We start from the raw sequence: 21409 nt of genomic DNA, 5'->3' as shown, positions 1-21409 counted from the left end.
TTACTTTACGCGATTGCGTTAGCTACTTCTGAGTTTGTTGGGTCGACCACCGGTTACTTTGTCCGCGCGCCCTTCTTCTTTGGCTTTTTCTGCACGGCGTTTACGCACCTCTTTTGGGTCAGCGATCAAGGGGCGATAAATTTCAATCCGATCACCTGCCACCAGAGTTTCAGTAAGTTTAACCGTACGATTCCAAATGCCGACCTTATTCTTGGTTAAGTCGATATCTGTATACATCGCAAGAATACCGCTTTGTTCAATGGCACTTTGCACTGTGCTACCTGCGGCGACTTCAAAAGGCATTAAGGTTTGTTTTTCCGGCAGTGCATAGACTACTTCGATAGCAATTTTATCAGTCATTAGGCGTACACCTGCTTCGCCCGTTTTGTAAACGCATCAACCATGTTAGCCGCTATGCTATTAAATATCTTTCCAAACGCCGCTTGCGCCAAACGACTACTGAATTCAAAGGTTAAATTCAATTCTATTTTGCAGGCTGATTCTGACAAGGGAGTAAAGTGCCAAGCGCCACTTAAATGACTAAATGGGCCCTCGACCAAACGCATATCAATTCGTTGGTTTTCGACTAATTCGTTGTGGGTGGTAAACCACTGTTTAACGCCGGCTTTAGCAATCAATAATGATGCTTGCATCATAGAGCTGGTCTGTTGGTCTATGCGGCTTTGTGCACACCCAGGTAAAAACTCAGGGTATGACTCCACATCATTGACCAAGTCAAACATTGATTCAGCACTAAATGCCACTAACGCACTACGTTGGATGCTTGGCATGAAACCTCAATAAACAACACCTTCTTCGAGCTGCAGTTTAACATGAAAGACGGCAAGAAAAAGTGCACATGTTATGGTGATTTACGCATAAACTATGCAGACAATCGAGATGACTGCAGTATAATGCGCGGATGAAAAAGAAAAATACCAATCCAGGCACTATTGCCAAGAATAAAAAAGCCCGACACGAGTTTCATTTAGAAGATAAATTCGAGGCTGGCATTGAATTACAAGGCTGGGAAGTTAAAAGTATTCGTGCTGGTAAGGTCAGTATTACCGACACTTACGTCACCATAGATAAAGGTGAGGCCTATCTTTTGGGTTGTACCATCCAACCCCTTAATCAAGCATCTAGCCATGTGATTTGCGAACCAACGCGCGATCGTAAGCTGTTATTAAATAAGCGTGAACTCGACAAACTAATGGGTGCACGTGATCGTCAAGGTTACTCTATTGTCGCAACGGCTATGTATTGGAAGGCTTGTTGGGTAAAAGTGGAAATATACCTAGCGAAAGGAAAGCAAGCACATGACAAGCGCGATGCCGTTAAAGATCGCGATTGGGCGCGCCAGAAAGAACGAGTCATGAAACACAGCGCGTAACCCATGCCCTGTGTTTCGATACATCTATTTTACTTCGTTAGCAAAACGTCGGCGGTAACGCTTGGTTAACTTCGCCAAACGCAACTGATCCAGAATTAAGCTCCAGAATGGCGAATCTGAGTGGGAGGGTTGCTGACCTTTACTCATGCGCCTAAGCTGGCGCTTGATTATTGCCATGGTTGCCAAGCCTGCCAGTGTTTTGTCCTGCCAGGTTACCTTTGGAATAACGCCTTCAGTACTGCTATCTGTGCGCCAACGCTTGACTAAGTCTGGGGTAAACGCCAGTGCGCTGGCCATACCCACCAAGCTAACGCCGCTTTGTAGCACGCGCTCAGCGGTATCAAACCGACTCACGCCCCCGGTCGTCATGATGGGTATGTGCGTGCTTTTAGCAATTATTTCGGCAAACTCCAGAAAATAAGCCTCACGCGCCAAAGTGCGGTTATCGGCCGTGCGGCCTTGCATCGCCGGAGCCTCGTAACTTCCACCAGACAATTCAACAAAATCAATTCCGAGAGGCTCTAACATCTGTACGACACTCTCTGCATCTTCAACATCAAATCCACCGCTATCGTTATCTAAGGTAAATTTGTTGACATGGGGAGAGTGAGTGAGTGATATACTCGGTCACTACTGGGTTCATTGATTGTTATTTCGATTTTTCACGCACGTCAACGTTGACGGTAATGCGTTCTACAAGAAGAACTAAAAACAGAAGTACTTAAAATAGGAATGAAAGATAAATTTGTTGACACTTTGCGCAGCATCCATGCTGCGATTTTGCAATCGTCCAAGATTTTAATCCTGATTTGAATTTAAGATTCTCAGACAGCTTGTTCCAACAAGCTGTGACACATGTGCGAAGTAAAAGCGGTTTAGCAAGGTGGTGATGCGACGTGATTGTTACTTCGGTAAGACACAGCGCGTCCAGCGCTGCTGGTCAACCGAGAGAGCTAAAAAGCTGCAACGAGTAGTGAAAATATTAGGGGAAGTAAATCCCCATAGGCGACCAGCGCCATTCACAATGTCGAGCCTGGAGTATCCGCTTAACCCGCTTAGCATTGTCGTCCAAGGAAACCGGCACGAATCCATCCACTTCCATCACGTACCACTTGGTCGTTCCTTCATCCCGCCCAAAGATAATATGCCCTAGATGTTCACTTAGTCCTGGCTTGTAGACATCACAACGATAGCGGTGAATGGCGATAACGTCGTGCATCGTTTTCATCGTGCGGCGCATACACTACTGAGATTATCTGCTGTGAGTTAACGCCACTGCGTTATTAGATACATTCACCAAAGGAAATACTGCTGAGCCTTTCGGGATTAAATAGGGATTTCCAGAAGTATCTACCAGTGCGTAGACCGTGCCATTAATAACGTATGCGCTCAATGAGTGGTCGCTTAGCAAACACCAATCATCACCAACGGTCTGACGATAACCGGTCTGCCCATAAAACTCTGTCAATACACCAACGCCACTGTCTACCTTATCCAATGCATGTTTAGCTTTCATTACGCCTGCCCAGCTAAAGTTATCATAGGCATCATTCTGTCCCACAATGACCGATACACTCTCATCATGGGCGATGGCGTTACACACGACAGGGCAGTAATGGCGGTTCAAACGGAATTGCATTGGATTAAAAATACTGAATATGCATACAGTATATAATAGCAGGTAAATGCCTTTGAACAATGCGTTTACTTACTTATGTTGTATATTTCGCATTGTCCTGAACGGCTCTAATGTACGTTTTGCAGACACTGAGTTAATTTAAAACCTAGGATCTGCTTATCGTGCAAAGCGGACACTTACCAATAAAGAAACACTCTAAAATTTTGTTGAAAACAAATTGGAGCTTTTGAGACAAACCGGAATCTCAAGATATTCTAATTTTGATCGATTATTTATTAATTTGTGTGTTCGTTCCGTGCCAAATGCGGTCATTTCTCTCTCAAAGAAAGCTTGCTTTACTGCTGGAGCGGTCAGTCAGACTTGATTTATAAAAGAGCTGTCGCATCGGCAAATACGAAATAGGTAAATAGAATTTAGCTTTTTTGAATTAAGCAGGATTGTCTTGAGACCAAAGTTGAAAAAATAATTAAAAAGTTACTTTGATTAATTTCGGTGACTAGACTAAAAATAAAGAAAGCGCCTCGTGTCTCTTACACAAAGCGCTTTTAATGATTTAACTATCCATATTCTTGTTATGGGCTATCCTGTACAACACAGGCAACACAATCAGCGTTAGCAAAGTTGAAGAAATTATGCCACCAATGACCACCGTCGCTAACGGTCTTTGCACTTCAGCCCCTGTACCAACATTCAAAGCCATTGGAATAAAGCCGAGACTGGCGACAAGTGCGGTCATCAAAACAGGACGCAATCGCGTAATGGCCCCTTCAACAATAGACGTGATGAGGTCCCCTGTTTCTTCAAATTGTTGCTTTATAAACGACAACATCACAAGACCATTTAGCACCGCAATACCAGAAAGCGCGATAAACCCCACGCCTGCGGATATCGACAATGGCATGTCCCTTAGCCATAGTGAGAACACCCCGCCCGTCAATGCAAGCGGAACACCGGTAAATATAATAATCGCATCTCGCAGCGAGCCAAACACCACCACTAACAGCACCAAGATGACGAACAAGGTGGCAGGCACCACCAGAGATAATCGCTGACTCGCGCTTTCCAACTGTTCAAAGGTGCCGCCATAGTCGAGCCAGTAGCCTGCTGGCAAATCTACTTGTTCAGCTATTTGGGTTTTAGCTTCATCAACAAAGCTGCCCAAATCGCGATCACGCACATTGGCGGTGACGACTACTCGTCGCTTACCATTTTCTCGGCTAATTTGATTAGGGACGGTCGAATAAGCTAATTCAGCCACCTCCGACAAAGGCACAAAACCGCCATCGGGTATCGTAATAGGAATATTCCCAATTGCCTCTAAATTACTTCGCGTTTGCTCATCAAAGCGCACCATTAATTCAAAACGACGGTCTCCCTCAAATATCAGCCCTGCACTATTGCCCCCTACTGCTGATGCTAACCACGTCTGCAAATCCGTCACATCTAAGCCATATCGCGCCAGAGCAATGGGCTTGGGATTAATAGTAAATAAAGGGATATCGTCGACTTGTTCAAGTCGTGCGTCTGCTGCGCCATCAATGGACTGCAACACACGAAGTATGTCGTTAGCCGAGGCGACTAAGGTATCTAAATCATCCCCAAATACTTTGATGCCTAAATCTGAGCGGACGCCGCTTATCAATTCGTTGAAACGCATCTGAATGGGTTGGGTGAACTCATAGTTATTACCTGCCACTCCTTGTAAGTCTTGCTCTAACATTTCGACAAATTCGGCTTTCGAGAGATTGGGGTTAGGCCATTCATCACGTGGATGTAACATCACAAAGGTGTCGGTCACATTAGGCGGCATAGCATCGGTCGCTACCTCGGCTGTGCCGGTTTTGGCAAACACGGTTTTCACTTGCGGATAGCTCATGATTTTATCTTCAAGTGTTTTTTGCATCGACACGGCTTGTTCAATCCCCGTGCCGGGGATGCGCATAGCATGAAGGGCAATATCGCCTTCATCAAGCTGCGGAATAAACTCCGTGCCCAGTCGCGTTGCCATTACAACGCTGACCACCACAAGTGATGCCGCGCCCGCCAAGACAAACCATCTGAATTTAAGTGCGCCGCGCAAGATAGGTCGATACACCGACTTGCCCAATAAAATGATAGGGCTTTCTTTTTCACTGACTTTACCTGTCATAAACATGGCAACCGCCGCAGGCACAATGGTGATTGAGAACACCATCGCTGCAAGCAGTGCCATAATGACGGTCGCGGCCATGGGATGGAACATCTTGCCTTCTACGCCAGTTAATGAAAACAGCGGAATGTACACGACCGTGATGATGAGCACACCAAACAAACTAGGCCGTATCACCTCATTCGTGGCTTGAAAGACCAACTCTAGGCGCTCTTTTAGTGGCAACACGCCACCTGTGCGCTTTTGGGCTTCGGATAATCGCCTAATGCAGTTTTCTACAATAATCACAGCGCCATCGACAATCAGGCCAAAATCCAGTGCGCCTAGGCTCATCAAATTAGCCGATACACCATAATTGACCATGCCCGTGACGGTGGCGAGCATCGCAAGCGGAATTACAGCGGCAGTAATAAGCGCCGCACGAATATTACCCAGCAATACAAAGAGCACCACAATGACCAGTAATGCGCCTTCTACGAGGTTTTTTTGCACTGTATCAATCGCTTTATCAACAAGCTTTGTTCGGTCATAGACCGGGTCAATCACGATCCCAGTGGGCAGGCTTGTCTGTATGTCATCTACCTTGTCAGCGACTGCTTGTGCGACAGCGCGGGAATTACCGCCCACAATCATCATCGCGGTGCCCAGCACGGTCTCTACCCCTTCTTGCGTTGCTGCGCCGGTTCGAAGCTCTTTGCCAATTGCCACGCTGCCAATGTCTTTCACCATAACAGGAATCGAATTAACGCGTTTGACCACCACGTTTTCAATATCGCTAATGGTCTGTAACTGCCCTTGCGAACGAATCAGTATTTGCTGCCCATTACGCTCGATAAAGCCTGCCCCTTGATTGGCATTATTGCGCGCTAAGGCTTCATGAACATCAGCAAGACTTACCCCAAAGTTGAGCATTTTGAGTGGCTCAGGGTTCACATGATATTGTTTTACATAGCCCCCGATAGCATTAACCTCAGTAACGCCTTTTACTAATGAGAGCTGCGGTTTTACAATCCAATCATGGATTTCTCGCAGAGCCATAGCATCATAGGCCTCGCCATTTTCTTGCTGAGCGTTTTGTTCGGCGCGAAGGGTGTACATGAATATCTCGCCGAGGCCAGTGGCAATTGGTCCCATTTCTGGCTCTAAACCTTGCGGCAGTTGACTTTTTATCGCACCTAATTTGGTATTGATAAGGTTGCGCGCAAAGTACAGGTCGGTGCCTTCATCAAACACCACCGTGACTTGCGATAAACCATAGCGCGACAACGAACGGGTGTAAGATAGATTAGGTAAGCCTGCTAGCGCAGTTTCTACCACAAAGGTAATGCGCTGCTCGGTCTCAAGCGGTGAGTAGCCTGTTGCTTGGGTATTGATTTGCACTTGCACATTGGTGATATCAGGTACTGCGTCAATGGGCAGTTTGTTATAACTGAAAAAGCCCAACCCCATCACCAAAAAGGTCAGCATCAGCACCAAACCTTTGCGCTCTATGGAGGTCCTTAATATGGATTCAATCATACAAGTGCTCCTCTATCGCAATGGCCATCACTATCAGCAAGGCAAGCATTTATGCGTTGGATTGGAAAGTTCAGATGATTAATGATCATGTCCTGCCTCCGATTTTTCCAAGTCGGCTTTAAACAGAAAACTGTTGTTCACAACCACTACATCCGATACTGCAATACCGCTTAATACTTGAATGTTATCAGCGTCTTGTTTCCCTAGCCTGACAGGCTCAGGGTGATATTCATCACCCTTTTTAACAAAGACCACGGTGTTTCCTTCGTATTCTTGTATCGCTGCTTTGGGTAACATCATAGAAACATCAAGCGTATCAATCGTGATACTGCCTAAAACAGCAGCACCAACCGGCCAATGTCCGGACGTATTGTCAATTTTGGCGTAAGCAAGTACGTAAGGTTGCTCATCGGGTGAGGGCAAGATATGACTGATAACGGTATCAAATGTTGAATCGGCTAGTGTGAGTTGCACAGCCTGTTGCTCTGCGACTGTACGCAGTTGATTGGGAAACACTTTAAGCTGCGCCCAAACGCCGTCGTAATTCGCTAAAGAGAAGAGCACTTGTCCATTAGACAATTCACCTTCGTTCGCATGTCTGGCAATGACGGTGCCAGCAAAGGGGGCGGTAAGTGAATAGCTTTTAAGGCTTTCATTGGATTCAACTACAGCCAGTGCCGCACCTTTTTTTACCTTGTCGCCTAAATTAGCATTGACGCGTGTGACCACGCCATCAAATCTGGCGCGAATATGACTGAGCGAGGCAGGATCGGTCACAACATTACCATACACCGTCTTGGTAATGTTAAGGGTGCCTGCACTTACCGCTTGCGTCGTTACACCCACTTGTGCTGCCATTTCTGGGGTCATGGTTACAAACTCATTGCGATGCTCATCTTTTTTCTCATCGTCATGGTCGCCCTCGCCACTGATGGCAGCAAAAGAAATGAGTAATGCGCTTACCAATAAGGCAGCTCTGCATGAGGATAAAATAGTGATGGTTAGTGTTGAACGTTTCATTTTGACACTCGCTGAAAATTAGGGACTGATGATGTGGGTAAAGCAGACTGCGCCGATGTTGCCGAAGTGCTAGATAACGGCGTTGCCGTTAACGATTCAATATCAGCGGCTCGCTGATGGGCTTGTCGTGCTGAGTGAATAAGGGCTTGTTTAGCATCAAGCAGTTCTTGACGCGTACTCACCCACTCAAGGTAGCTAAAGCGACCATCAAGGTAAGCCTGCTCCACCAGTGTCAAGGCTTGCTCAAGTGGAGGAATGATTGAACTTTGTATTGTTTGCACATTAAGCAGTGCATTATTCCTTGCCATGAGCGCCGTATTGAGTTGGTGATAAAGGGCTAAGGCAGCGCCTTGTCGTTGTTGGTCTATTTGATCAAGCACTGCTTTTTGTTGCTCGTACTCGCCCAAGTTTCGCTCGCTAGCAAACAAGGGCATGCTGACCCCTGCCACAAAGGCGGTTTCATCAATTCCGTTTATGCGCCTAATACCCGCTGTCCAACTCAAATCAGCTTGATTGGCCGATTGCGCTAGCCTGACTTGCGCCTTTTGCAGTCGATATTCCTGTGCAAACACATCAATATTTGGGCTGTTGGCGACTTGCTCAAATAAAACCGAAAGAGAGGGCGATGGTGACAATGCAAACAAATTGCCTTCCACTTTAGTAAAGCGCGGTGCTTGCTCGCCCCACATAATGGCGAGGCTTTTTACCATCGCCACATGGGTTTGTTTGGCCATGAGTACATCAAGCCTTGCACGCGCCAATGCCGCATCGGCGCGTTGTTGTTCAAACGCGGGGGATGCGCCTGCTTCAACACGTTTTGCAACCGATTGATAAGTGTATATCGCTAATGCTTGTGCTTCTTCGTACGCTTCAATCAAGGCTTGCTGCGCCAATACATCCACATAGCGGCGGGTGACCTCAGCAAGGATATCCAAAGTGCGGATTTGCTTTTGTGCATCAATCACTTGTGATTTGGCGCTAGTAAAGTCACTTCGCGCTTGCAGTTTGTCTCCAAACTCAATCACCGACGATAAGCTCAAGGTAAGCTCGGTTTCTTTTATGCCAGAGACCTCACCAGTACCCAAAAAGTTTTCAAGCTCAATACCGGCGTTTAATTCAGGTTTAAGTGCTGCTGTTTTTAACTCACCTACGAGCGCTTGCTGCTTAAAGGCAAATTCATGCAAATAAGGTGCATTTGCCAAGGTGCGCTTGATGGCACTTTCTAAGCTAATTGACCTTGTTTCGCTGTTGCTTTGCATTTGCGCATGGGCAGGCAAATACGCAAAAACAGCCATACTACATACGCTCAAGGCACAGGTGCGCACCGAGCGTTTCAATGATAAAAATGTCATTGTTTACATCCTACTATGTCAAAAAATATTTCCCGCTATCAAGATAGCGAGCCAAGATTTGAGATAACTAGGAGGTGTATTTGGGTGGCCTAAGCAAGCGCGAGATTGGGGCGTCAATGACTTTTGACAGGTAGAAAAAGGCGTGACCTTCGTTGACTAAAAATGGTTTGAGACTTGATGCATCCCCTACCCACTGAGTATGAGAGCCATGGCAATGTCCGCAGTGATGGCAATCTGCTGGATTGTGGAAATTATCGTCTGAAGCAGAAGCATTCTGCGACGGCTGAGCATTGTCAGGCGCAATGAGTGCATGAGGATGATGGCCGTCGTGCTCATCATGATTATGTACTTCAGACAAATGCGTAACATCAAGCGAATGAAAGTCCAATAGACTGGCGACAGCCGTGAACGACTGACATAACATCAGCATGATCACTAAATAACTCGTCGCTTTTGTTTTAAACATCTATTACTGTTCTTCCATAGTTTATATTGCGAAGCATAGCATAATGCACACGACTTATCTGTGCACGAATCTTGCTGTTACTTGTTGTACTGCTAAAGCGCATCTGCCTCATCTCTGCACGCCTCATCAGCAAATTCAAATTCAATGGTTGTATGCACAAAATCATAATCAGCGAGAGACGCTCTAAGCGCCTCTTTTAACTCGCTCATGGTTTGCAATGAAATATTCTGCGTTAACTGTATATGTGCAGTCATCACATTGTGCTCACCGTCAAGTGACCAAATGTGGAAATGATGCACACTGTCCACGTTATCACTTTGTAATAAAATATTGCGCACCTCTTCTAATTGCTTCTTATCGGGTGTGGCCTGCAAAAACAATAGTACGGTCTCTTTTAGATTACGGCCTACGTTAAATAAGATAAAGAGTGTAAAACCAATCGATAGTATCGGATCGAGTATCGCCCAAGGCTTAAACATCAGCACAATCGACACAATGAGCACTGCTACCCAACCCAGTACATCCTCTAACAAATGCCAGTTAAGCACTTTTTCGTTAAGCGTACTGCCACCGCTCAGTTTGTAAGCGGCAAAACCGTTGACGGTAATACCAAAAATGGATAGCAGCAACATACCTTCAGCTTGCGGCATTTCAGGGTTAGATAAACGCGGAATGGCTTCAAACAAAATCCATACCGAGCCTGTAATCAAAACCAGTCCATTGATTAATGCACCTAGTAATGAAAAGCGCTTATAGCCATATGAAAAAGTCTTGTTAGCCTCTTTATCACTCAGTTTGTTTAAGCCCCATGCCGTGCCGATTGACAAGCTATCGCCTAAGTCATGCACCGCATCGGCCATAATGGCCGTGCTATTGGTGAGCCAACCACCAATAAACTCGATGATGGTAAAGACCACATTAAGAAAAAACGCCCAACCGATGCGTTTGGATGCTTCACCCCCGTGTGAGTGATTGTGGTGATGACTATGATTGTGACTGTGCATGCTTGATCTTATCTAATATTATTTGGTTACTTTGGCTGATAGGTAGCGGTTTGAATGGGCTAATGTTAGCACCGCCTGTATTACCATTTGGAATAAAACCTACGGCAGTTTTTGTAAATGCGCCGATAAGCCTTAAGATTTGACCTAAGCATTCTTTTACATCGCCATGTTTGAGTCCGTGTTTGAGCATGTAATAATGCGCCACACAATGAAGTCTTGTGGAATGTTGTCCAATGACATGCGCATCTTCTAAGTGTTGAAATGCGTCTTTAGCTCTACCTTCGGAAAGCGCGTTCGAATATGCGTTAAGCTTTTCTTGTACAAATGGTTTAGCTGCTTGATAAAAAGTCACGGCTAGCCTCCTGATAATGTTTTCACATTTTGATTTGCATTTAATTCTTGTGTGGCGTCTTTGAGTATCATCCAAGCACCACGTAGCACAACGATTGAAACAATCATTCCAATGATTAAATCTGGCAAGCGACTATCAAGCCATAGCACTAATGCACCTGCTGCAATCACGCCCATATTGGCAACCACGTCATTGGCAGAAAATATCCAACTGGCTCGCATGTTTACATCACCGTCTTTGTGCTTGCGAATGATCAATAAACAAATCACGTTTGCCACCAAGGCTACTGCTCCCATTCCCATCATAAGATAGGACACCGGCTCGCTACCCATAATCGAGCGACGAATAATGTCGATGAGAATAATCATGCCAAGCATTAATTGAAAATACCCACTGACTTTGGCTGCGTTGGCTTTGTGAATAATGGATTTACCCACGGCATAAATCCCAATGGCATATACAACGGCATCTGCAAGCATATCCATTGAGTCAGCGATTAATGCCGTGGAATCAGCCAACAGCCCTGCGGCTAGCTCAATGATGAACATGGCAGCATTGATAGCTAATAGCCAATAAAGTACACGTTTTTGTGATTTATCATTAATCGTGACTTCGCATCCACATCCACTCATATTGCCCCCAGCGCTATTATTTAGACACAGCATAAAGTCTATACATGGTATAGGGTCAAGCCTTCTTAATCATTTCTTTGTAATTTGGTTTTTTTAGCGCCTTTCAAGCCAAGCGCAACAAACAACAGCCCGAATAACACGGTGATTGGATGCACTAGCAAGCTATGAAGCATATTGATATCAGAGAAGAAACCGTGCGTGAGTGACACAATTGTAATTCCCAATCCTAGTAACACAAAAAATACTTTCATAATGAGTCCTCTTGTTAATGACATAACTTGTTAATGAAAAAATTCGTTTGCTTTACAAGCAGTAAAGCGAAGTATAAAGTCTATACTTAGAATAGAGTCAAGAGTGGATGTGTTATGAAAATTGGTGAGTTGGCGAAACGCTCAGGTTGCAGTATTCAAACAATCAGGTTTTATGAGCGTAAAGGTCTATTATCCAAGCCTGAGCGCACACAAGCTAATTACAGAAGCTATGATAAAACCTTGTTGGATGAATTGATTTTCATCAAGCAGTGTCGCTCGCTAGACATTTCAATGAAGGAAATTGAAACCTTGATCCACAATAAGAATAATCCAGAGCAAAGCTGTACTAGTGTTAATAAGCTCATAGACGAGCACATTTGCCAAGTGAACGAAAAAATAAAGGAGTTATCCTCCCTTAAGTTAACACTTGAGCAAATGGCTCAGTCCTGCGATGCCAACAAAACAATCAAAGAGTGCGGTATTTTGAGTGAGCTTAATGGGAGTTGATGTGGGTTTATAAAAACTGATATGCCGCTATACGAACAAACCTGCAATTCAAAAAGTGCTTACGATTTCAAAAAAGCCCAGCATCCGCTTTAGGTAGAAAGCGACCATTGAAATTCTAAAAATCGAACAAAGCTGGCTGTCCGGTTATTGTCTATAGATGCCGCTCGCAATGCATACAAACCTACCTCTATTGTCCATTTTAGAACAATCTTGCTCAACAATAATAAATGTCTGGAAATACGCCTTACTTAACATAATGTTTGTTATTGGCATAGCCGCTTTTGAGTTGGCGCAAATCAGGAGGTGAAACACCTATTTCTGGTGGTTTAATATCAGTAATTAGGCGTTTTTTGGCAGAGAATAATATTGGTTAATTTGACCACTTTCTGGTTTTGAGCGCTTCGCTTCATTTTTGAGTAATTCAGGTAAATAACTCATTCTTTGGTTAGCGTTACTGATGGTTTTGGTAATGCTGTTGAAGTCTGCTTCAGTGCCAACGATATGAATTTCAGCCTCGGCCCTTGTGATTGCCGTATACAACCACGCTCTATCAACGATTTTGCCTTTCTGTAGTGCGATTATGATTCTAGGGAATTGAGAGCCTTGCGCTTTGTGAAGGGTTATTGCATAACCCAATTCCATGCAGTCTAGCACGGATTGTGTGACCTCAACCTTATCCCCCGTATCTAGCGTTACTTCGCCAAAGCTTTCACCTGAAGGCTCAATGCTGCTAAGCGTTCCGAGCGACCCATTCTGAATCCCTTTGTCGTAGTGATTTTGCGTAAACAGAATCGCATCGTTCAATCTCAGGTTTTGGAAAAAACGCTCACCGTACATTTCGAACTCAAGTCTATTTCCGTCTGGATTGACGGCTTCATGAATGAGTTTATTAATGTCAGCAACAAGCGCTTTGGTCGGTGCCATCACACGACTGTTTCCAGGTGATTGCTGATACAGATTACAACAGACCTGAGCAATGTCGCTCTTGGTCGTTTCATGGAAGTGAATAGCGCCCGTACTTAGTTTCTCAGGTACGAGCCCTTGATTAATGAGCTTGGAGTATTCGGGGATGCCCGTTGAGCCTTCCTGGCGCTTAACAATATCTAGCATCGTGTTGGCAATAGCACCAGATTCAACAATGTCTGACAGCACCTTTCCGCACCCTATAGGTGGAAGCTGGTTAGGGTCTCCAGTGGCGATGATACGCACCTCTTGACCGATATGAGTGACGAGGCGGTACATTGTCGGTATGTCTATCATTGACGCCTCATCAATCACTAGCAGATGCTTTGGCTGCTCATGACTCGGCTCGATAGGGTCACACCGCAGAAGCTTGGCAATAGTGGATGTGGTAAACCCAATACTCTCATGCAGGCGCATTGCTGCTCGACCGCTGAGGGCTACAGCATGGATTTCATAACCTAAATTCCGATATGCCCGTAATGCTGTTCTAAGAACAGTGGTTTTTCCTGTTCCTGCTCCACCAGTGATCAGGCTTACTGCATTATCCAGGCAGGCCAGCACGGCCTGCGTTTGCTGTTTAGTCAGTTCATATGGTAATTCACCGACCGCAGAGCAATATGCAGAATCTGCATTTTCGTCATAAAGGTCACGTTGCTTAGCCAATGCTTTAAGTCGCTTAGCAACGACACTCTCCATTAACAGTTGTGCAGTTGGGTGGTAATAGCCGGTATCAGGATTAAGAATATATTGTGCTTTGTCGTGACCCGCTTTAAAGGCTTCTGATATCAACTCATTATTGTTGAGAATTTTACTCAAACAAGGGCGCAACGCTGCCTGAGTTGTATAGGTGTGCCCCTTCTCGATTTCTTTGCGAATGGCTGTTTCAAGTGCTGCGCTGAGTCTGCGATGGTCATTATTTGTGATCTTAAAGTGGTCGAATTCTACTAATCTATCAACATCCGCAAACGGCATACCAAAGCCAATCAGCGCATAGGGATTTTGCTTGATAGCCTCGATGGATTCTTCCCCGTGATGTTTTAACAAACGCTGCTGAACACTGGCGGGTATCTTGTGCTCAGTCATCCAGTTGCAATAAGCGAGATTCTTATATTTGGCGTAGCCTTTAAATAGTGCATCTATAGAATCTTCACTCAGGACGCTTCTGAGCCGTTCTCTTGCTTCAGGGGTATCTTTTTTTGCGGTTGAGTGGAAATCTTTCCCTAGCAGCTGCCAGAGCGCTCTCGCTTTACTTTCACCTATTCCTCTGAAGTCTTTTTCCTTGGCAATAAAGCGAATTACCTGCTCGCCAGTTTCTGGCAAGCTGCATTCGATGTGCTCTGGGGAATCATAGGTGTGCTGCTGCATCACAAAATCACCCGTTTCCATTTCTTCTATCGAGCGAGCGCCTTTTACCGACCAGTGTTGACCGATTGCGGGTTGTACGGGAATGGTATCGGGTTCAGCTTTAATTGTGATGTAATACTTACCACTGTTGGTTTTGTATGAGTTTTTTGCCAGTGGCACGCCACTGAATATCACCATATTGGTAGAGCTGTAAGGAATGCTGGTAACGCGCATTTGGTCTTCATGCAAAGCAACGATCATCGCGGCATGAATCCCATTTCTGACAAGGTTTCAGACAGTTCACCAAAGCGCTCTAGCTTGTTTTCCAGCTCCTTAACCTTGGCTTTCAATTCGATATTCTCGGCTTCTAATGCAGACACACGCTTTGAATCAAGTAGCTTACGATTCGCTGTGTTGTCGTATTGCTTTGGTTTGTCGGTATTTTGCTTTGCAGTTTCGGTTAGAGGAGGCAGGACACCTTTATCACGCAATTTATCTTCTAGCGCCTTGAGCGCCTCCCTCATCGCTGGATTCTGATTAAGCGCAGACTTGCCACAACCAATGGCTTTTGCCACTTCAATGCGGTTTAGCTGGCCTCTAAATATGATTTGCTTGAAGTCATCATCAGTCTGAGTGGCTTGCCATACCTCAAATGCTTCAAGGTTTTGCTGCGCCTTTTGTTGTCCGTTCATGACTTGCCTCGAGTGGCTTTTTCAAGTTGAGTTTCAAGCTCTGCGATCCTTATTTTTTGTTGATGGATTTTCTCCACAGCATCACTCAGCTCCCTGACGTAGGCTTTCACTTGCTCGGCATTATTGACGGCTTTCTTTTGGGACTCTCTGTATTCGGCTTCAAGCTCACGATATTTCTTTGCTAACTCATGTTGGGAATGAATGATTTTTGACTCTACGGCTTTGTCGAAATACTTATGTAACGCCTTGTTTTCGACTTCTGATAACGCTTTTTCTAATTCCGTTTTCTTTAGCTCTAGCTCTGGCTTTAATAGTGCTCGCCCCTGCTTGGCTTTCGTGCTGACATTTTGCCAAGCCTTGCTAAGACGGCCATTTTCCCGCTTAATGTAGTTAACCAGCTCAGGCATTCTGTCCTTACGAATATTCGAGCGTGTCACCCCTGCGCGCTCACATATTTGTTTAAGGACCAATGAGCGCTGGGTAGGCTTAAGCCTGCTGGCAAGCTTTGGATTCTCGAAGCTCGCTTCAATTTCTTTGACAATATCGAGCACCGTCAAATAGAGTTTTTCTTGTAATGGTTTACCCTGCGCCCAACCTGGAATTTTTGGAGCTTCGGGCGCTTTTGTGAAGTTACCTAGGGAAAAACGTGACATCTTAAACTTCCATCTCATCCAGAATTTTTTCAGCTTGTTTAACCACTCGCCTTGATGCGTCTACCGCTTTGCTCTTGACGTTTTTGCCCCACAGTTTTTCTTGCGCTTCTATCATGCTTTGGTGCGAAATCGCCGTTCTTACGATGAATTCTTTATTACCTTTGGCGGATACGGCATTGTGAGGACAGTCTGAGCATAGTTCAAAGCACCCATTTTCAATTAAGGGGGTTTGCGTCTTACGGTCATAGCATTTAGAGAGATGGCGAGTCGCTTTTCTAACGATGCAGTAACCGTACTCATGGGCGATGATGGATTCAAATTCATCTTCTATTGATTCAATAAACGCAGTGATGTCAGAGGTTTCAACAACGGTGACATCCATTGCTCGCGACAGATAACTGACAATCTTACCTGTCACGTCCCGTTTAAAATCTGGATCGTTCATCGCTTCGACATTTTCGGTGGCAATCCGCTCTAGTATTTCTTGCAAATAGCGTCGCTCAATCATGTTTTGAACTTCTTTATTAAGCTTGTTAAAGGTGTATGTCGTTGTCCAATAGCTGCCATAGGCGTGCAGAAAGTGACGACGTATAGCCTCAAACACATTACCCTCAAAGCGCCGAAGGGCAAACTCTGCCCACGTATGACGAAACATATGCGGGTGAACGTGGCCACACAATGCCTTCAATTCATGATGTGCGACCAGCGTCTTGTTAAGCTGACGTTTTAAAGCATGCTCAATTAGTTTGTGGCTTGTGCCTCGACTCATGCTTACTTCGCCGGGCTTTTTATTTAAATAAGTTTGACTAAAACTTCTTAAGAGTAGTGGCGATTTTACTCCCTTGGGGTTGTCACGTTTCTTAATGTAACTAAGCGCACACAAGGCCTCTGCAGCTTCCAAAGTTAACCCGCTAAGGGCGCGAGCTTCCGCCATGCCCTGTCGGTTTTTTATGATACTGGATGTAAACACCCAAGTACCATCGGGGTTTTTGTCGTAATCATCGGCGCTGATTGATAGTAATTCACTAGCACGAATACCTGTCAGGGTGAGCCAGATAACAATACAAGCATCATAAACAGCGCTACATTGATGATTAATATCGCAACTTTTAACCGAGAAATACTGACCATCATCGTTGATATGCTTATCCAACAACGCTTTAATTTGCCGGTAGTTTTCTAAATTTTTAAAGCTTTGCCCCTTTTTTTGTTTTTTATCCCCAGCAAGGTAATTAGAGAAGCCAGCTTTATACGTAAGCGGTTCAATCCAAAAACCCCTCTTTCGCTGAAGCGGCATAAACTCCAGTAAAAATGTAGTGTAGGGAGCACGAAGTGTCTCGATAGCACGCTGTAACATCGTCATTGCCAGCACCAGTGGTATAGACCCCCAGTTACCGCCTTTTATCCACTCTGAGTAACTTACGCCCTGCAACGCTAACGTGGGCGTCAAAGCGTCTTCCATGAAGTTAGTGGGTAACCGCACAGACATCCCATCTGAAATTATGTCTGCATCATATAGGCGCTTGGACGTTTCAAGCATTTTCAGCATTGTGGTAACGGCTGCATGACCTAGCGGTACAATATCTCTTTTCGCTGTCAATGGTATTGCGTTGAGCGATGCATCTTGCAATAGCTTAGCAATATCTTTTTCTTCCCACAGCGACAAAGACACCTCCGGCTTGTTCTGCGTCGCCCATACGCCAAAGCGCATCAAGGTGCCATGATAATTTCTTACCGTACCCTTCCTACCCATAAGAGTCTGTTTATTATCCCGCCAACCGCCGCAGCGCTGAACAAACATCTGCTTAGCCCACAGCTGCCAACGAGCATTTATCAGTGGGTGGTTAAAATCAAACTCCCAAGGAATGGCATTGTCTGAGCCGTCGCGCTGGACGATATCCATCCCTTTAAGAACATCATTGATGTACTGGTTAACCAGTGTGTTGGGCGCGTTGTCTGGATGGCTTGGCTCAGCCTCATGTCGTTGAATATCTTCAATACGAGTTGCCATATAAGCTCCTAAATGAGTGTGGCAAACGGAATGTCCAGCGTGGTCGAAAGTGCTTTACCTTTACGCTGAATATCTCTGGGAAACTTGGCGAGCACCTTTTCAAGATAGGTGCGCGTCGCGACTGCATCTATCGCCTTACTTTGACTGGGCGTATCATTAAGTAGCGTTGGTAGCTCGGATGTGATGTGCTCAATACGCAAATGCAGTAAGGCGGCGGTCAGGTCGTTAGCCACAAACACTGTCCTATCTTCGTGATGGATTTCACCAGATAACCCAATTTCTTCATCTAGCTCCGCGATGATGGATTGAATATCATCTTGCGTATCTTCGAAGCCCAGTAGACGTTTTGCCTCTGGTATATCTAACACTTGGGTGCGTTCTAAATATTGCGCTATTTTGCCCGCATCTTCTTCCATTAGCTCAGCAACCCGTCGTGCAAAGTGGTGGTCGACCGCTTCCTTGGGTGCTCTATCAAGATAGACATTTCGCTGCGTTTCAAGGCTGTGACCTTCTAATATCGCGCTGACATTTTCATCATCTTGATTGATTTTGGCATCACTACCCTTTTCTTTCACAGGGGCACGCGTCTTCATATAATTGCGTGACTGCCCAATCACATCGGGACTAAGAGATAGTTTACCCATCGTTGTTTTGAGCTTAGGCAACGGCTCACCAGCTCTCCTGCATCGGGTATATTCACGACCATGCGCTTTAAATTCTTCTTGATAGCGATTATTGTGCTCAATTAGTGCGCTAAGCCTGGTCAGAAAGGGGTTTGCTGCATCCTGTGAAACATCCTTTAGCAACTTGGCGTTTAACGCCGTGCCGAACGTGCATAGGCGCGTAAAAAACCGGCCCGTCTCGTTGTCTGTTGTTCCGAGGGGGCCTTGACGACTCTTTCCCACTTGAAATGGAAACAGTTTATCTTTAATGTCCTCGTCAGTCTCGCCCAGCCATGGCTGCAGATTGGTCACGGCATCCACATAATGTCTTAAGGCCACTTCGATAACATCATTCGGAGGGTACAGTCCCGTTACAAAGTTACTGCGACTGCGCCCTTTGGCATGCTGCCCCATGAATCCTCTGGTGTTATTTTCAATATCAGCAAGGGTTTTCCTTGCCTGATTACTTGCCTGCTCTCGCTCACTAGCAAAGAAGCACTGTGCAGCGAATATCTCAACATCTGATGGCCCAATAAGGTGGCGGAAGGTGAGGTCTGTAAAAGCGACGGTTTTAAATGACCGCCATTTTTCAGCTATTTTAATAAATAAAGCAGGCACCAATTGATTATCAGGAATAAAAGATGGCGGCGCGTTTTTACCAATGTAACCACGAATGACCTCGCAGCACTGCTCAGGCGTCAGCGTCGCCCCATAGTGATGTTTCAATCCCTGCGCTACCCGCTCAAGCAGCATATCGTCATTGAGCGCCAATACCGATTTAAACAGCGTGGCGTAGGTCGTTTTGGATAAGGAGACATAAGCGTCCAATTGCTGTAAAGACAGGTCATACAACCTTTTTTTGCTTTATTCCGTACGCTGTCTATATACTCAATTCGACCTTCACTCAAAGGCGGTGACGAGATGGCATGATGCTGCAACTGAGCAAGTGTATGGCGCACATCAGGCTGTAAAAGCAGTAATTCCCGCTGACGTTGATACTCATGGAGAATCCACGTACACACAATACGCAGCGATTGAATTAATTCTGTATCGCTAAAGCCCGTATTAAAGAGTGAAGACATCGAAGGCTTGGGATTGTGTTCGACTCTCGGCACTGACTTATATCTGAAAAGATAGCTATCAAATAACGCGATTGCAGCGTCATCGAATCGAAGACCGCTATCTTTAATTATGCCTTTGACTGCATGTGTTACACAATATAAGCACCTGGAGATGCTGGAGGAAGCTCTACCCACATCTCGCACATACTGAACAAATTCAGGCAAAACAGAAACGGGAATATCCGCATCGGTGTGATAGTTCTTTTCATCCAGGAACGCAAAGAAATCTCGAAATGATGCGTAATATCTTTCTTTAGTGCTAGGTGCTTTTTTTTGCGATTCGGGTAGTGTCAGAAAATACAGCAAGGCCCGACATAAGGATGATTGGTTCGCCTCTGGAATACGCAGTGTATACATGGTTTTATAACCACAATCCAGCTCGATCTCCCTCAAATTATCATCAGCACTTTTCTGGCTAAACCCCGGCTCAACATTCAGCCCGGTGTTATCGCTGGACGGCGAAATACTATCCAGTATGACGTGCTCTGAGATATTTAATTCGTCCGTCGTGTCTATATCATCCATCATGTTGATGACCTTGTTTAAATGTTTCACGCCATGTTTTCGCAAAGAAAGTTTCTTTTAGGGATAACGCCTTGATGATGTCCAAGCGGTTGTTCAATACTGCGTCATAGAAGATATAAATATCAGTGGTTTTTGGGTCGGAATGTCCAACCCATTGCGTGACAAAAACACGTGGATCAAGCCCTTCATCAACACATAGACCCACCATATTTGTTGCATAACAAGCACGTAAAAGGTGATATGAACGCTCATTCCAACGGTTGTATTCACTCTCTGATAGTGTGTTTGAAGCCAGATATTGGTTTTTACATTCAAGAAAAAGTTGTGAGCCATACATTTCGTTTTTCAAAGGCTCTCCATCTTTTTTGCACATTATCGAGCCATTAATGTGTTTTGCCTTTCCCCATATGAAATTATAAAGCGCCTCCGTAACCTCCACTGTCAGTCTGGCGGTTCGGTCTTTTTTACCTTTCCCTTTGATGTTCAGTTCCACGGATTGGGGAGTGCGTCTTTTTTGTTTTGGCAGCAATTCGCGTAGACGAGTCGCATTAAGATTATCGTAATTGACTAGCTCATGCGCTCTAAATCCCGCGTGATAGCCGAGTTTCAGCGCTAGTTCGTCACGCTCTTTTAAAAACGAGTCTTGTGTTATCAGGTATCCAAGGATCGCTGTATTAAACTCTTCTTCTTCCATATAAGTGCGATGAAGCTGAGTCGTCATCCCGCGCATCATGGTTTCGGTACTGATATCGTCGGTATAACTAAATGAAAAAAGTGGCTTGTTTGAGGTAAATCCGTGCTCGTAACAATAATTATAAAACTGATTGATGCTGGCGATATGGCGAACGATTGTTGCGGGTTTAAATCCACGCTGCTGATTTAAGTAACCATTTAGATAACCGTTCATCTGTTTGTCTGTCACATCTGTGTAATCAGAAGCCATCCCTGAACTATCTTCCAGCATCGTGAAAAATGTTCTTAAATCATTTGCATAAGAGCGAGTCGTATTTTCTGGCCTTCCTTTTATCGCTTCGTTAAACAGGAACATGCTTGGCTCAAACAAAGGAATGCCTTCTTCATCAACTAAACAATGAAAATTCAATTTGCGTCCCCCGTATGAATAATCCCATACCTGCTTTATTTTAATCATTTATT

At 45.0% G+C, this 21409-nt stretch carries 22 protein-coding genes; 2 read left to right on the top strand and 20 right to left on the bottom strand.

Annotated elements, in window-relative coordinates; translation table 11 throughout:
• Positions 1 to 18 precede the first annotated feature (18 nt).
• Both AC121Z_RS06930 and AC121Z_RS06925 read right to left on the bottom strand, forming a co-directional pair.
• Entirely contained in the window at positions 19 to 360 is a 342-nt protein-coding gene (locus tag AC121Z_RS06930) for an RnfH family protein (RefSeq protein WP_498127652.1), read from the bottom strand.
• The gene (locus AC121Z_RS06925) at positions 360 to 791 is read right to left on the bottom strand and encodes a type II toxin-antitoxin system RatA family toxin (RefSeq protein WP_498127651.1); all 432 of its coding nucleotides are present in this window, start codon (positions 789 to 791) and stop codon (positions 360 to 362) included. Before AC121Z_RS06925 ends, AC121Z_RS06930 begins: the two co-directional genes overlap by 1 nt.
• A gap of 131 nt (positions 792 to 922) precedes the next feature.
• Between AC121Z_RS06925 and smpB the strand changes: the two genes are divergently transcribed.
• On the top strand, positions 923 to 1393 hold the full coding sequence (gene smpB, locus AC121Z_RS06920) for an SsrA-binding protein SmpB (protein WP_498127650.1): 471 nt from the start codon (positions 923 to 925) through the stop codon (positions 1391 to 1393).
• A 24-nt stretch (positions 1394 to 1417) separates the two neighbouring features.
• Here smpB and AC121Z_RS06915 read toward each other — a convergent pair whose 3' ends face one another.
• The 11 genes from AC121Z_RS06915 to AC121Z_RS06865 form a co-directional block, all read right to left on the bottom strand.
• Complete coding sequence (locus AC121Z_RS06915; protein ID WP_498127648.1) at positions 1418 to 1921, bottom strand: HisA/HisF-related TIM barrel protein; 504 nt, start codon at positions 1919 to 1921, stop codon at positions 1418 to 1420.
• 454 nt (positions 1922 to 2375) lie between these two features.
• Positions 2376 to 2621 (bottom strand): hypothetical protein, encoded by a 246-nt coding sequence (locus tag AC121Z_RS06910; RefSeq protein WP_498127646.1) that lies wholly within the window; start codon positions 2619 to 2621, stop codon positions 2376 to 2378.
• Positions 2622 to 2645: 24 nt separating this feature from the next.
• Positions 2646 to 3032 (bottom strand): hypothetical protein, encoded by a 387-nt coding sequence (locus AC121Z_RS06905; RefSeq protein WP_498127644.1) that lies wholly within the window; start codon positions 3030 to 3032, stop codon positions 2646 to 2648.
• Between the two features lie 553 nt (positions 3033 to 3585).
• Complete coding sequence (locus AC121Z_RS06900; protein WP_498127642.1) at positions 3586 to 6699, bottom strand: efflux RND transporter permease subunit; 3114 nt, start codon at positions 6697 to 6699, stop codon at positions 3586 to 3588.
• Between the two features lie 78 nt (positions 6700 to 6777).
• On the bottom strand, positions 6778 to 7719 hold the full coding sequence (locus AC121Z_RS06895) for an efflux RND transporter periplasmic adaptor subunit (RefSeq protein WP_100656030.1): 942 nt from the start codon (positions 7717 to 7719) through the stop codon (positions 6778 to 6780).
• The gene (locus AC121Z_RS06890; protein WP_498127640.1) at positions 7716 to 9071 is read right to left on the bottom strand and encodes a TolC family protein; all 1356 of its coding nucleotides are present in this window, start codon (positions 9069 to 9071) and stop codon (positions 7716 to 7718) included. Before AC121Z_RS06890 ends, AC121Z_RS06895 begins: the two co-directional genes overlap by 4 nt.
• A 67-nt stretch (positions 9072 to 9138) precedes the next feature.
• Positions 9139 to 9537 (bottom strand): hypothetical protein, encoded by a 399-nt coding sequence (locus tag AC121Z_RS06885; protein WP_100656028.1) that lies wholly within the window; start codon positions 9535 to 9537, stop codon positions 9139 to 9141.
• A gap of 92 nt (positions 9538 to 9629) precedes the next feature.
• On the bottom strand, positions 9630 to 10541 hold the full coding sequence (locus tag AC121Z_RS06880) for a cation diffusion facilitator family transporter (RefSeq protein ID WP_100656027.1): 912 nt from the start codon (positions 10539 to 10541) through the stop codon (positions 9630 to 9632).
• Positions 10522 to 10893 carry a DUF3703 domain-containing protein gene (locus AC121Z_RS06875; RefSeq protein WP_498127638.1) on the bottom strand — a complete coding sequence of 124 codons (372 nt, stop codon included), beginning with the start codon at positions 10891 to 10893 and terminating at the stop codon, positions 10522 to 10524. The genes AC121Z_RS06880 and AC121Z_RS06875 overlap by 20 nt, the downstream gene beginning before the upstream one ends.
• Before the next feature lie 2 nt (positions 10894 to 10895).
• On the bottom strand, positions 10896 to 11525 hold the full coding sequence (locus AC121Z_RS06870; protein WP_498127636.1) for a cation efflux transmembrane domain-containing protein: 630 nt from the start codon (positions 11523 to 11525) through the stop codon (positions 10896 to 10898).
• Between the two features lie 65 nt (positions 11526 to 11590).
• Positions 11591 to 11776, bottom strand: a complete 186-nt coding sequence (locus AC121Z_RS06865; RefSeq protein ID WP_100656024.1) for a hypothetical protein — start codon at positions 11774 to 11776, stop codon at positions 11591 to 11593.
• Between the two features lie 114 nt (positions 11777 to 11890).
• Here AC121Z_RS06865 and cadR point away from each other — a divergent pair, with 114 nt between their 5' ends.
• The gene (gene cadR, locus AC121Z_RS06860; RefSeq protein ID WP_100656023.1) at positions 11891 to 12283 is read left to right on the top strand and encodes a Cd(II)/Pb(II)-responsive transcriptional regulator; all 393 of its coding nucleotides are present in this window, start codon (positions 11891 to 11893) and stop codon (positions 12281 to 12283) included.
• A 339-nt stretch (positions 12284 to 12622) separates the two neighbouring features.
• On the opposite strand, the gene AC121Z_RS06855 is transcribed toward cadR, so the two are convergent.
• Genes AC121Z_RS06855 through AC121Z_RS06825 form a run of 7 tightly spaced genes read right to left on the bottom strand, consistent with a single transcriptional unit; the run spans position 12623 to position 21404 of the window.
• Complete coding sequence (locus AC121Z_RS06855) at positions 12623 to 14851, bottom strand: AAA family ATPase (RefSeq protein WP_498127635.1); 2229 nt, start codon at positions 14849 to 14851, stop codon at positions 12623 to 12625.
• The gene (locus AC121Z_RS06850; protein ID WP_498127633.1) at positions 14848 to 15282 is read right to left on the bottom strand and encodes a VPA1267 family protein; all 435 of its coding nucleotides are present in this window, start codon (positions 15280 to 15282) and stop codon (positions 14848 to 14850) included. The genes AC121Z_RS06855 and AC121Z_RS06850 overlap by 4 nt, the downstream gene beginning before the upstream one ends.
• Positions 15279 to 15935, bottom strand: a complete 657-nt coding sequence (locus tag AC121Z_RS06845; protein ID WP_498127632.1) for a hypothetical protein — start codon at positions 15933 to 15935, stop codon at positions 15279 to 15281. Before AC121Z_RS06845 ends, AC121Z_RS06850 begins: the two co-directional genes overlap by 4 nt.
• 1 nt (position 15936) lies before the next feature.
• Positions 15937 to 17946, bottom strand: coding sequence for a site-specific integrase (locus AC121Z_RS06840; RefSeq protein ID WP_498127630.1), 2010 nt, complete (start codon positions 17944 to 17946; stop codon positions 15937 to 15939).
• Positions 17947 to 17954: 8 nt separating this feature from the next.
• On the bottom strand, positions 17955 to 19460 hold the full coding sequence (locus AC121Z_RS06835; protein WP_498127628.1) for a hypothetical protein: 1506 nt from the start codon (positions 19458 to 19460) through the stop codon (positions 17955 to 17957).
• Positions 19343 to 20257 (bottom strand): hypothetical protein, encoded by a 915-nt coding sequence (locus AC121Z_RS06830; protein ID WP_498127626.1) that lies wholly within the window; start codon positions 20255 to 20257, stop codon positions 19343 to 19345. The genes AC121Z_RS06835 and AC121Z_RS06830 overlap by 118 nt, the downstream gene beginning before the upstream one ends.
• On the bottom strand, positions 20247 to 21404 hold the full coding sequence (locus tag AC121Z_RS06825; protein WP_498127625.1) for a tyrosine-type recombinase/integrase: 1158 nt from the start codon (positions 21402 to 21404) through the stop codon (positions 20247 to 20249). The genes AC121Z_RS06830 and AC121Z_RS06825 overlap by 11 nt, the downstream gene beginning before the upstream one ends.
• Positions 21405 to 21409 lie beyond the last annotated feature (5 nt).

The organism is Alteromonas sp. DYW1, assembly GCF_059752595.1.
Note: the sequence above shows the minus strand (reverse complement) of the source record. Positions and strands in the feature narration are given on the sequence as shown.

Excerpts from the sequence above, each read along its gene's own strand:
- AC121Z_RS06905 (WP_498127644.1), bottom strand. The coding sequence starts at position 3,032 with ATGCAATTCCGTTTGAACCGCCATTACTGCCCTGTCGTGTGTAACGCC.
- AC121Z_RS06890 (WP_498127640.1), bottom strand. The coding sequence starts at position 9,071 with ATGACATTTTTATCATTGAAACGCTCGGTGCGCACCTGTGCCTTGAGC.
- AC121Z_RS06825 (WP_498127625.1), bottom strand. The coding sequence starts at position 21,404 with ATGATTAAAATAAAGCAGGTATGGGATTATTCATACGGGGGACGCAAA.
- AC121Z_RS06840 (WP_498127630.1), bottom strand. The coding sequence starts at position 17,946 with ATGGCAACTCGTATTGAAGATATTCAACGACATGAGGCTGAGCCAAGC.
- AC121Z_RS06885 (WP_100656028.1), bottom strand. The coding sequence starts at position 9,537 with ATGTTTAAAACAAAAGCGACGAGTTATTTAGTGATCATGCTGATGTTA.
- smpB (WP_498127650.1), top strand. The coding sequence starts at position 923 with ATGAAAAAGAAAAATACCAATCCAGGCACTATTGCCAAGAATAAAAAA.
- AC121Z_RS06870 (WP_498127636.1), bottom strand. The coding sequence starts at position 11,525 with ATGAGTGGATGTGGATGCGAAGTCACGATTAATGATAAATCACAAAAA.
- AC121Z_RS06845 (WP_498127632.1), bottom strand. The coding sequence starts at position 15,935 with ATGTCACGTTTTTCCCTAGGTAACTTCACAAAAGCGCCCGAAGCTCCA.
- AC121Z_RS06895 (WP_100656030.1), bottom strand. The coding sequence starts at position 7,719 with ATGAAACGTTCAACACTAACCATCACTATTTTATCCTCATGCAGAGCT.
- AC121Z_RS06930 (WP_498127652.1), bottom strand. The coding sequence starts at position 360 with ATGACTGATAAAATTGCTATCGAAGTAGTCTATGCACTGCCGGAAAAA.
- AC121Z_RS06850 (WP_498127633.1), bottom strand. The coding sequence starts at position 15,282 with ATGAACGGACAACAAAAGGCGCAGCAAAACCTTGAAGCATTTGAGGTA.
- AC121Z_RS06910 (WP_498127646.1), bottom strand. The coding sequence starts at position 2,621 with ATGAAAACGATGCACGACGTTATCGCCATTCACCGCTATCGTTGTGAT.
- AC121Z_RS06880 (WP_100656027.1), bottom strand. The coding sequence starts at position 10,541 with ATGCACAGTCACAATCATAGTCATCACCACAATCACTCACACGGGGGT.
- AC121Z_RS06900 (WP_498127642.1), bottom strand. The coding sequence starts at position 6,699 with ATGATTGAATCCATATTAAGGACCTCCATAGAGCGCAAAGGTTTGGTG.
- AC121Z_RS06865 (WP_100656024.1), bottom strand. The coding sequence starts at position 11,776 with ATGAAAGTATTTTTTGTGTTACTAGGATTGGGAATTACAATTGTGTCA.
- AC121Z_RS06915 (WP_498127648.1), bottom strand. The coding sequence starts at position 1,921 with ATGTTAGAGCCTCTCGGAATTGATTTTGTTGAATTGTCTGGTGGAAGT.
- cadR (WP_100656023.1), top strand. The coding sequence starts at position 11,891 with ATGAAAATTGGTGAGTTGGCGAAACGCTCAGGTTGCAGTATTCAAACA.
- AC121Z_RS06925 (WP_498127651.1), bottom strand. The coding sequence starts at position 791 with ATGCCAAGCATCCAACGTAGTGCGTTAGTGGCATTTAGTGCTGAATCA.
- AC121Z_RS06855 (WP_498127635.1), bottom strand. The coding sequence starts at position 14,851 with ATGATCGTTGCTTTGCATGAAGACCAAATGCGCGTTACCAGCATTCCT.
- AC121Z_RS06830 (WP_498127626.1), bottom strand. The coding sequence starts at position 20,257 with ATGATGGATGATATAGACACGACGGACGAATTAAATATCTCAGAGCAC.